The sequence below is a fragment of the Pseudomonas sp. GW821-FHT02H09 genome, from assembly GCF_059421425.1.
Window position 1 is genome coordinate 20,250 of sequence record NZ_JBWKVA010000005.1, and the last position, 12,414, is coordinate 32,663.

At 60.9% G+C, this 12,414-nt stretch carries 4 protein-coding genes; all 4 read left to right on the top strand.

From position 1 onward, the window contains the following. The first annotated feature begins 50 nt into the window (after positions 1-50). A complete protein-coding gene (locus tag AC07VR_RS07935; RefSeq protein ID WP_495010941.1) occupies positions 51-1,676 on the top strand; it encodes a glycosyltransferase family 39 protein in 1,626 nt (541 codons plus the stop codon). Positions 1,677-1,979: 303 nt separating this feature from the next. Beyond that, positions 1,980-2,864 carry a sulfotransferase family protein gene (locus AC07VR_RS07940; protein WP_494995710.1) on the top strand — a complete coding sequence of 295 codons (885 nt, stop codon included), beginning with the start codon at positions 1,980-1,982 and terminating at the stop codon, positions 2,862-2,864. A 52-nt stretch (positions 2,865-2,916) separates the two neighbouring features. Continuing rightward, entirely contained in the window at positions 2,917-10,821 is a 7,905-nt protein-coding gene (locus tag AC07VR_RS07945; protein ID WP_495010942.1) for an Ig-like domain-containing protein, read from the top strand. Between the two features lie 41 nt (positions 10,822-10,862). Next, complete coding sequence (locus AC07VR_RS07950) at positions 10,863-12,380, top strand: TolC family protein (RefSeq protein ID WP_495010943.1); 1,518 nt, start codon at positions 10,863-10,865, stop codon at positions 12,378-12,380. The last annotated feature ends 34 nt before the right edge of the window (positions 12,381-12,414 follow it).

The following is a 12,414-nucleotide window of genomic DNA, read 5'->3' on the forward strand; positions in this document are numbered from 1 at the left end:
ATAGGGGGACTTGGGCGGCTTATAATTTATGTGTATTGGCGGGGGAATGGATGGCGGTGCGCAGAGAAACAGAGCTCGGCGACAAGCGTAACGGGCACTCTGTGGTCAGCTTGATCGAAGGTGTGCAGCGCTTGGTGCAATGGGGTCGTGAACACTGGTTGGTACCTATTCTGGCGCTGGCGGCATTCACGCGCTTTTATGATCTGACCGCAGCGGCTATCTGGGGCGACGAAGGCTCCAGCCTGTTGTTAAGCCAGTACTCGCTGGCCGGGATCTGGTTTCACGCCGCTCATGATGTGCATCCGCCGCTGTATTTTATGCTCCTGCATGGCTGGATCGAGCTGTTTGGCGACGGGATTTTCTCGATTCGCAGTTTTAGCGCACTACCCGGGATTGCCACGGTGGCGCTGGGCATCTGGCTGGTGGGGTTGATCGCCACGCGGCGCGCGGCGGTGCTGGCCGGGGTGCTGTTGGCCCTGCTGCCAACAGCGGTGCGCTATAGCCAGGAAGTGCGCATGTATTCGCTGTTGGGCGTCTTGTTGATCGGCGCGACCATCGCGTTAGTGTATTGGGTCAAACAGCCTCAGCGTTCGCGTTACCTGGTGATCTATGCGCTGTTGATGAGCGCGGCCTTTTATACCCATTACTTCACTGCTCTCTGCGTGCTTTCCCATTGGCTGTATCTGCTGGTGATGCGTCTGCAACCCACCGCAGAGTCTCGGCACATTACCCGCCCCGGCTGGTGGCTCGCTAACGTGGCGATCGTTGTGCTCTTTGTGCCCTGGATTCCGGGATTGATCGATCTGCTGCAGCACATAGACCAACTCAAAGCCAATGGTGACGTGGGCTGGGAACTGCCTGTCACGTTCTCTTCGTTACCGTCGATGATTTGGCTGTTTTTGGTCCAGGACGAGGCGGACAACCTGCCGTGGGTGGTATTTGCCTCAATGCCACTGCTGGTTCTGGTCATTGTGGGTATGACGGCCTGGCGTGATCCAACACCCTATAAGCTTCACACTTTGCCGGTGATTTACACCACGCTTCCGCTGCTGGTGGTCTTCTCGGTGTCGTTCGTCTCGCCTGTCTTCATCGAGCGTTACATGACGGCTTATGCCTTGGGCCTGCCGATGGTGTTGGCGATCGCTATCGACCAGTTGCAAAAGCGCTTTCGGATGTTGGCATTCGCCTTGCTCGCGGTGTTTGTCGGCACAGAGCTGGTGGGACTAAAAATCAACGCTACTGTCGACGTGAATGATCAGGTCAGCGTCATGGTCGATTATGTGAACCAGCGTTATGTCGCGGGCGATCGCATCGTCATCAGCGACATGCTCTGGTACATGAGTTACGTCTACTACAACCGAACCGATGCCCAACCGCTGCTCTACACGCCGCCGTTGCGCAATGGAGTTTCCAGCCGGCCAAACGCCTACGGTTTCGGCACGCTGGTGAATCAGGATGCCGACAAAATCTACCTCGACAGCCTGGCAGAGCTGCCCGCTGGGACCGGGCGAGTGTGGTTGATCAGCACCGGTGATCAACCCGATGAATTCGCGCCGCTGCCCCCCACGTGGCACAAGACTCGCGAATTCGAGGCGGGTAACGCCAAAGCGCGGCTGTTTGTGATGGGCAGCCCTGCACAGCGGCTACAGAGCACGCGGGGACCGAGAAATTTCTGACGGTGTTTTGAGGTTTCTTTGATTTTGGCGCCAGATTAACTTTCGGTTTTTCACGGATTACCGGGAAAAACGTTCTGATCTTCATGAAAAAGAACGTGTTGTCCCGGTCACCGTACACCATCCGTTTGATGCCCTTTGTTCGGTTGTTCATTCCTTCCAACTGACCGGTGTGCATTCGCCAACGCCTGCGAGGCGCTCGCCGCATCAATGCCATGGCCGGCGATTCGCCCAATCAACATCACACTTCTTCCGCGGTTTTGCTTCGATTTGATATCAAAAGACCACTAGTCGGAAGTCCCCTTCATGGACTACGCTTTGTCCTACAAAAGGATGTTGATTACGGTGAAGGGATTGCACGACTTCCACTTTATCTCTGGCTTACCGCGCTCAGGGTCCACCCTGCTCTCAGCCATTCTGCTGCAGAACCCGCGTTTTCATGCTGGCATGACCAGCCCGGTCGGCGCGTTGTTTTCCGGCATTCTCGAACAATGCAGTGCCGGCAGCGAATTTGGTGCCGTCATCGACACCCCACTGCGCCGTCGTCTGTTGCACGGTCTGTTCGATTCCTTCTACGCCGATCAGGCAGACACACCCGTCATCTTCGACACCAATCGCCAATGGTGCGCGCGCCTGCCTGCACTACGGGAACTGTTCCCGAAGGCCAAAACCATTGCCTGTGTGCGCAATGTTGCCTGGGTGATGGACAGCCTTGAGCGTCTGTACCGCGCCAATCCGTTCGAGAACACCAAGCTGTTCAATGACGAAATCGAGCGCAATACCGTTTACAGCCGTTGCGAAACCCTGGCTCAGCGCAATCGTCTGGTGGGTTTTGCCTGGACCGCGTTGAAAGAGGCGTATTACGGCGAAAACGCCGACTCGCTGTTGATCGTTGATTACGATTTGCTGAGCCAGGCCCCTGACCGGGTCATGCGGTTGATCTACGACTTCATCGGCGAACCCTGGTTCGAGCACGATTTCAACAACCTCGCCTATGACGCGCCGGAGTTCGATCAGGCGCTCGGCGTATCGGGGCTGCACAAGGTCAAACGCACGGTCGCACTGGAACCCCGGCGCACGATCCTGCCGCCGGACCTGTTCGATAAATACGCAGAATTGTCTTTTTGGCACGATGGCTCCGCCAGCGCCGCCAACGTTATTCGTATGAAAGCCGAAACCGCGATCAGTTGATTACGGCTTTTTTATTTGCGCGCAAATAAAAGTTCGAATCCGGGTGAGCAATATGTGGTGGAGCAAAGGCAAGTCGCAAACATCCCAAGGCGCACGCGTCCTGGCATCGCCAATGATCATGTCGCTGGAACCGCGAATGCTGTTCGACGGCGCAGTGGCGGCCACGGTTGCCGATACTGCCGCCCAAGCCGACGGCCACGCCACGGCGGACACTGCGAAGTCACCGGTTGCCGACCACCCGGTGGCCAGCAAGGACACCCACGGTCAGGCGGACAACATGTCAGCGGCCACACCCGCGCCTGCTGCGACGCCCACCGCCGTGCCCGGTCAGAGCGTGGTGTTCGTCGATTCGCGTATCAAGGACGCCGATAGCCTGCTCAAAGGTGTGGCGCCCGGCACCCAGGTGGTGCAGCTCGACGGGACCAAGGACGGCTTGCAACAGATCGCTGATTATCTGGATACCCACCATGGCGTGAGTACCGTGGAAATCATCGCCCACGGCAATAGCGGCGACTTGTGGCTGGGCGACACTTACCTGGCGGCCGATAACGTGGCGGCTCGCAGCGCGGTGCTGGCGCGCATCGGTAATGACATGAACGTCGGCGGCGACATTCTGATCTACGCCTGCAACACCGCCGCAGGTGACAAGGGCATCAGCTTTGTCGACTCGCTGGCGCAACTCACCGGGCGCGATATCGTTGCGTCGAACAACCGTACCGGTGTGAGCGGTGACTGGGATCTGGAAATCGCCACCGGCACCATCGAGAGCCATAACGTGCTGTCGGCCCAGTCCATGGCTGCGTATCAGTACAGCCTGGCGACACTGACGGTCACCAACAACGGTGACAGTGGGGTTGGCTCATTGCGTCAGGCGCTGAGCGATGCCGTGGTGGGTGACACGGTGACGTTCAGCACCACCATGACGGTCAATCTGAACGCGCAACTGACCATTACCAAGAACGTCACGCTGGAAGGTGACCTGAACCACGACGGCATTGCCGATGTGACCCTCAACGGTCAGTACAAGACCCGGGTGGTTCAGGTTGCTTCCGGGGTCACTGCGACCTTCGACGGGCTGATCATCAAGCAAGGCCTGGTGGCCGGCAATGGTGCTGCCGCCGGTACGGACGGCACGGGGGCCATGGGCGGCGGTATTTTCAACTCCGGCAACCTGACCCTCAAGAACGTCACCGTGACCAGCAACGCCGCTTCGGGCGGCGGTGGTGGTGGCGGGGTTACCTCACCTTACGTCGGTGGCGCGGTCGGTGGCGGCGGCGGCGGTGGCGGTGCATTGGGCGGGCAAGCCGGCGGTCATGGTGGCACCTCCGGTTTCGGCACGGGTGTGTACGCCGGTACGAGTGGTAGTGCCAACACGGGCGGTAACGGTGGCGGGTACAACCCCAACTACATGGGCGGTCGCGGCGGCGGCAGCAGCGGTGGCGCGGGCGGCCTGGGGGCTGCCAACTACAGCAGCGGTGGCGCGGGCGGTACGGCGAACAACGGCACGATTTCCATCGGCGGTGGCGGTGGCGGCTCCGGTTGGGACAAGCCCGGCAGGGCCGGTGCTTCGGCCGCGGGTGGTATCTATAACGCTTCAACCGGCACCTTGACCGTCGTGGGCACCTCGGTGATTTCCAACAACATCGCCGCCGGTGGTGGCGGTGGTGGCGGTGGCGGCCTGGGCGGCTCCGCCGACCCCGGTGGCGCGGCCGGTAAAGGTGTCGGCGCGATCTGGAACAAAGGTACGGTATTGATGACCGCCGCCAACTTTGCGGCGTTGTCCGGTAACGTCGGTGGCAGCGGCTCCGGCGGTCCGGCGCTGGGCGGCGGTAGTACCGGTGCCAGCGTGGCGGCCGTGAACAATATCTTCAACGACGGCGGTACGGTAAACACCGCCTATGTACCGACACCGAGCGCTACCATCGCGGTGGCGAACAGCGCCCTGCACATCGGCCAGACCTCGCTGGTGACCTTTACCTTCACTGAGGCGGTGACCGGTTTCACCAACGCCGACCTGACGGTCACCAACGGTACCCTGAGCGCGGTGAGCAGCAGCGATGGCGGGGTCACCTGGACAGCGACCTTTACCCCAAATTCAAGCGTCACGGGCAGCACCAACCACATCGTCCTGGACAACACCGGCGTGACAAGCGTGTCGCTGGGCGCTGCCGGGGTCGGCACCAGCACGTCCAACAATTACGCCGTCGACACTGTACGGCCGACGGCAACCGTCGTGGTCGGCAGTCCTGCGCTGAACATCGGCGGCACCTCCACGGTGACCTTCACCTTCAGCGAGGCGGTGACGGGCTTCAGCCTGGCCGACATGACGGCATCCAACGGCACCCTGAGCAACCTGACCACCAGCGACAGTATCACCTGGACCGCGACCCTGACACCGACCGCCGGCAACACCAGCAGCGGCAACGTCATTACCCTGAACAACACCCTCTATACCGATACCGCGACCAACGCCGGTACCGGCACGACCACGTCCAACACCTATACGGTCGACACCGTGCGGCCGACCGCGAGTATCGTGGTGGCCAACAATGCGCTGAACATCGGGGCAACGTCCCTGGTGACGATCACCTTCAGCGAGGCGGTGACCGGTTTCACCAATGCCGACCTGACGGTCGCCGACGGCACGCTGAGTGCGGTCAGCAGCAGCGACGGCGGCATCACCTGGACCGCGACCCTGACCCCGACCTCGTCGGTTTCCAACGCCGGCGACGTGATTACCCTGAATAATGCCGGAGTCAGCGACACGGCAGGCAATGCCGGTAGCGGCACGACCAGCTCGAATGCCTATAGCGTCGACACCGTGCGGCCGACCGCGACCATCATCGTTGCCACGACCACCCTGGGCATCGGCCAGACCTCACCAGTGACCATTACCTTCAGCGAAGCGGTGACCGGTTTCACCAACGCCGACCTGACCGTTTCCAACGGTACCCTGAGCGCGGTGAGCAGCAGCGACGGCGGTATTACCTGGACTGCGACCTTCACTCCGACGACCAATATCACCAACGCCAGCAACCACATCACCCTGAACAACACCGGCGTGCTGGACCTGGTGGGCAACGCCGGCAGCGGCACCACCGACTCCAACAACTTTGCCATCGACACCCAGCGCCCGACGGCGACGATCGTGGTCGCGAACAGGGCTTTAGCCATCGGCCAAACCTCGCTGGTGACCATCACCTTCTCCGAGGCGGTGACCGGCTTCACCAACGCCGACCTGACGATTGCCAACGGCACCCTCAGCGCGGTGAGCAGCAGCGACGGCGGCATCACCTGGACCGCGACCTTCACCCCGGCCGCCAGCATCACCGACACCAGCAACCTGATCACCCTGGATAACACCGGGGTCAGCGACTTTGCCGGAAACACCGGCAGCGGCACCACCGATTCCAACAATTTCGCGATCGACACCGCACGCCCGACGGCCACCATCGTGGTCGCCGACAGCACCCTCACGGTCGGCGAAACCTCACTGGTGACCATCACCTTCTCCGAGGCGGTGAGCGGTTTCACCAACGCCGACCTGACGATTGCCAATGGCAGCCTGAGCGCGGTGAGCAGCAGCGACGGCGGTATCACCTGGACCGCCACCTTTACCCCAACTGTCGGTATCGCCGATGCCACCAACCTGATCACCCTGAACAACACCGGGGTCAGCGACCTGTCCGGCAACACCGGCACCGGCACCACCAGCTCGAACAATTACACTATCGACACCGTTCGGCCGACCGCTACCATCGTGGTGGCGGACAACGCCTTGAAGATCGGCGAAACCTCACGGGTGACCATCACCTTCTCCGAGGCGGTGAGCGGCTTCAGCAATGCCGATCTGACGATTGCCAACGGCACCCTGAGCGCGGTGAGCAGTGGCGACGGCGGCATTACCTGGACGGCCACGTTTACACCGACTGCCAGCATTACCGATGCCACCAACATCATTACCCTGGACAACAGTGGCGTCACCAATGGGTCGGGCAATGCCGGCAGCGGCACCACCGATTCGAACAACTTCGCCATCGACACAGTGCGCCCGACGGCGACCATCGTGGTCGCGGACAGCGCCCTGGGAGTCGGTCAGACCTCACTGGTGACCTTCACCTTCTCCGAGGCAGTGAGCGGTTTCACCAACGCCGACCTGACCATCGATAATGGTACCTTGAGCGCGGTCAGCAGCAGCGATGGCGGCATCACCTGGACCGCCACCCTGACCCCGGTGGCAGGCATTACCAATACCAGCAACTTCATCCAGCTGGACAACACAGGGATCCAGGACCTGTCCGGCAACGCCGGCAGCGGCACCACCGACTCCAACAACTACGCGGTCGACAGCCAGCGCCCGACCGCCACTATCGTCCTGGCCGACCCGGCCCTCAAGGCCGGCGAGACTTCGCTGGTGACCATTACCTTTTCCGAGGCGGTGAGCGGCTTCACCAATGCTGACCTGACGATCGCCAACGGCAGCCTGAGCGCAGTCAGCAGCAGCGACGGCGGCATCACCTGGACCGCCACCTTCACTCCGACCGCGGGCATCACCGATCTGAGCAACGTCATCAGCCTGAACAATAGTGGAGTCGCCGACCTGGCGGGCAATGCGGGGACGGGCATCACCAGTTCGAGTAATTACACTGTCGAAACCCAAGTGCCGACCGCCTCCATCGTGATCGCCGATACGGCGTTGAGGGTCGGTGAAACCACGGTGGTGACCGTCACCTTCTCCGAGGCGGTGAGCGGCTTCAGCAACGCCGATCTGACGATTGCCAACGGCACCTTGAGCGCGGTCAGCAGCAGTGATGGTGGCGTGACCTGGACGGCGACTTTCACCCCGACCAGCAACATCACCGACACCAACAACGTGATTACCCTGGATAACAGCGGTGTCACCAACGCATCGGGCAACACCGGCAATGGCACCACTGACTCCAACAACTACGCCATCGACACGGTGCGCCCGACGGCGACCATCGTCGTCGCCGACAGCGCCCTCGCGGCCGGCGAAACCTCACTGGTGACCATCACCTTCTCCGAGGCGGTGAGCGGTTTCACCAACGCCGACCTGACTATCGCCAACGGCACCTTGAGCGCGGTCAGCAGCAGCGATGGCGGCGTCACCTGGACCGCGACCCTGACCCCGGTAGCGGGCGTCACCGATACCAGCAACCTGATCACCCTGACCAACAGTGGCGTCAGTGATCTGGCGGGTAATGCCGGCACCGGGACGACCGACTCAAATAATTACGCGATTGACACGCAGCGGCCCACAGCCACCATTGTGCTTGCTGACACAACGCTGATTGTGGGCGAAACGTCGCTGGTCACCATTACCTTCTCCGAGGCGGTGACCGGCTTCACCAACGCCGACCTGAGTGTGCCCAACGGCACGTTGAGCCCGGTCAGCTCCAGCGATGGCGGTATTACCTGGACGGCGACCTTTACTCCGACGGCCGGTGTTGCCGACGCCACGAACCTGATTACCCTGAGCAACAGCGGGGTGGCCGATCTGGCGGGCAACGCCGGTACCGGCACCACGGATTCCGGCAACTTCACCATCGACACCGTGCGCCCGACGGCGACCATCGTGGTGGCGGACACCGCGCTGAAAGTCGGTGAAACATCGCAGGTCACCATCACTTTCTCGCAAGCGGTGAGCGGTTTCAGCAACGCCGACCTGACAATCGCCAATGGCACACTCAGCGCGGTCAGCTCCGGCGATGGCGGCATCACCTGGACCGCAACGTTCACGCCAACCAATGCCATTACCGACAGCAGCAACCTGATCACGCTGGACAATAGCGGCGTTCAGAGCGCATCTGGCAATACCGGTGTTGGCACTACCGATTCGAACAACTATGCCATCGATACCGAGCGTCCAACCGCGACTATTGTGGTCGTCAATCCGGTGTTGCCAGTGGGTGAGATCTCTCAGGTGATCATCACCTTCAGCGAAGCGGTGAGCGGGTTCAGCAACGCCGACCTGACGATCGCCAATGGCACACTCAGCGCGGTCAGCAGCAGCGATGGTGGCGTGACCTGGACGGCGACCTTCACTCCGAACGCCAACATCAGCGACGCGACCAACCTCATCACCCTCAACAACAGTGGTGTGAGCGACGCTGCCGGTAACGCCGGAGCGGGGACGACCGACTCCAACAACTACGTTGTTGATACCCAGCGTCCGACCGCGACCATTGTGGTCGCCGACAGCGCACTCAAGATCGGTCAGACCACCACCGTGACCATCACCTTCTCCGAGGCGATCAGTGGTTTTACCAACTCAGACCTGAGCGTCGCCAATGGCACGCTGAGCGCGTTGAGCAGCAGCGATGGCGGTGTCACCTGGACGGCGACGCTTACGCCAACCGGCAATGTCACCGATGCCAGCAACCTGATCACCCTGAACAACGGCGGTGTGAGTGACTTGCTCGGCAACGCCGGGAGTGGCACCACCGACTCGAACAATTACACCGTCGATACCGTGCGCCCGACGGCGACCATCGTGATCGCTAACCCGATTCTGGCGGTGGGCGATTCCTCGACAGTGATCATCACCTTCAGCGAAGCGGTAAGCGGCTTGGACAACAGCGACCTGACGGTGACCAACGGCACGCTGAGCGCGTTGAGCAGCAGCGATGGTGGCGTGACCTGGACAGCGACGTTCACCCCGAACGGCAATGTTAGCGACGCGACCAATCTGATCACCCTCAACAATACCGGAGTCAGTGATCTTGCCGGCAATGCCGGGACGGGGAGCACCGACTCCAACAATTTCATCATTGATACTCAGCGTCCGACGGCGACCATTGTCGTGGGCGACAGCGCTCTGCGCATCGGTCAGACGACCACCGTGACCATCACCTTCTCCGAGGCGATCAGTGGCTTTACCAACTCAGACCTGAGTGTCGCCAACGGTACGCTGAGTGCCCTGAGCAGCAGCGATGGCGGTAAGACCTGGACGGCGACGCTGACTCCGACCGGCAATATCTCCAATACCAATAATCTCATCACGTTGAACAACGGCGGTGTGATTGACTCGGTCGGCAACGCCGGGAGTGGCACCACCCAGTCCAACAACTACGCCATCGACACCACACGTCCAACCGTCACCAGCATCGTGGTGGCTAACCCGGCGTTGACGGTGAATCAGACCTCACGGGTGACCATTACTTTCAGCGAAGCGGTCAGCGGCTTCGATCTGACTGACCTGAGCGCGACCAATGGCACCTTGTCCAACCTTTCCAGCAGCGATGGTGGCAAAACCTGGACGGCGACCCTGACGCCAACGGCCAACGTCAACAACGCCAGCAATCTGGTCAGCCTGAACGGCAGTGGTGTGACCGACCTGGCCGGCAACTCGGGCGTAGGCACTACGGATTCCAATAGTTATTCGGTCAACACCATCGCCACCAGTGGCGACCCGCAATTCAGGGTTGATTCTCCAGTGGTGCTTGCGGACCCACCGAATGTGCCGCTGCAACCCATCGTTTTCACCCCGCCTACGGGCAATCTCGGTTCGCCGCTGGCCTTTACGCCATTGTTCGAGCAGCGTACTTCGGGCGATGGTTTACCTCCGGTGGGCAGCATCTTCATCAATAACGGCGCCCTGGCACCAAGTTTCATCGCTCAGGTGTTCAGCAGCGAAAGCGGCGGGAACGGTGCGGCTCAAGGCTTCCTCGGCTTTGGTGGCGGTGATGGCGGGGTGTTCGGCAGTAGCACGCTGTCGAGCCTGTTCAATCAGGATTCAGGCTCGCAAAGCGGCTCGTTCAATGCCTTCGACAGCCATTCAATACAAGGCGGCGATGTCTCACAAGGCTTGCGCGGGGTGTTCGGCGCGCCGACGTTGGGCCAGCAATTGCAGCAAATGAAAGACACCGAGCAACGGCAGATCCTGGATCTGGCCGCGGCCTTGCAACAGGTCGGCATCAGCGAAATGCAGGCCTGAAACAGACTTAATACAGGGCTGGACCCGGGGGTAAGCCAAGGATGAGAAGAAGTCATAAGTTGTTTGGTGTCAGCCTGCTGGCGGTGATGGTCAGCGGATGCGCAATCAAAAGTGAACCGATTGAACGCAGTGTCAGCGAGCAGCGCGCCAAAAGCGATTTGCTCAGCATGTACAAGGATCAGGAGCCATTAAGCGGTCCTTTGACATTGCATCAGGCCATGGCTCGCGCGGTGAAGTACAACCTCGAAGGCCGGTTGAAAATCATGGAAGAGGCCCTGGCCAAGCGCCAACTGGACCTCGCCAGTTTTGACATGCTGCCGCGCATGGCGCTGGATGCCGGGTACGTGGGGCGTAACAACGTCAGCGGCTCCAGCAGCCAGAGTGTGCAGACCGGCACCCAGTCTCTGGAACCCTCGACCTCTCAGGACCGCGACCGCAGGGTGGCCGACCTGACCATGGTCTGGAACGTGCTCGACTTTGGCGTCAGCTACATCAACGCCAAACAGCAGGGCGACCAACGGTTGATCGTTCAGGAGCGTCGGCGCAAGGTGATCAACACCATCGTCCAGGACGTGCGCTCAGCCTACTGGCGTGCGGTAGCCGCCGAACGCCTGCTCAAGCAGATCGACAGCCTGATGGCGCGGGTCGATACGGCTAAGGTCAACAGTCAGAGCATGAGCGAACAGCGCATCGGTGATCCGATACAAGCCTTGGGTTACCAACGCTCGCTGATCGAAGCCACCCGTCAACTGGAGGAACAGCGCCAGGCACTGTCCCTGGCCAAAACCGAACTGGCGACCCTGATCAACCTGCCGATAGGCACCTCCTTGACCCTGGCGACCCCGGACGATTACGACATTCCCGAGTTGAAAGTCGACCTGGCGAGCCTGGAACAGGAAGCCCTGACCAGCCGCCCCGAACTGCGTGAGCAGGACTACCAGACGCGCATCAGCGCCGCAGAAACCCGCAAGGCCATGCTGCGGTTACTGCCAGGGCTTGAGTTCTCGGCTGGCGGGCACTACGACAGCAACTCGTTTTTGGTCAATGACAAGTGGGCCGACTACGGGGTGAAAGTTACCTGGAACCTGTTCAACGTGATTTCCGCTCCGGCGGCCATCGATGTCGCCAAGGCCGGCGAACAAGTCGCCACGGCGCGCCGTCAGGCGATGTCGATTGCCGTGCTGGCGCAGCTCTATGTGGCCAACGCCAACTACCGTGAAGCGCTGCGTCAGTTCAAAACCAACCAACAACTGGCCAGCATCGACGGGCAAATCGTCGGCCAATTGCGCAATCGCCATCAAGCGGCCGGGTTGGGTGAGCTGGACCTGATCCAGGGCGAACTGAACACCCTGCAGGCAGATTTGCGGCGTGACCTGTCTTATGCCGATCTACGCAACGCGTATGGACAGATCTTCGCCAGCGCCGGGCTTGATCCGCTACCGGATCAGGTGCAGTCGACTCAGGTCGAGTCGATTGCCAACGCCTTGGCCAGCCGTGAAGCCGCCTGGGCGGCGGGGGATATAGCGGTACCTGTGGCGGCTCATGTCGAACGACAGTAAGTGAATTTACAGGGGGATCGTCAAGCTCACGTGC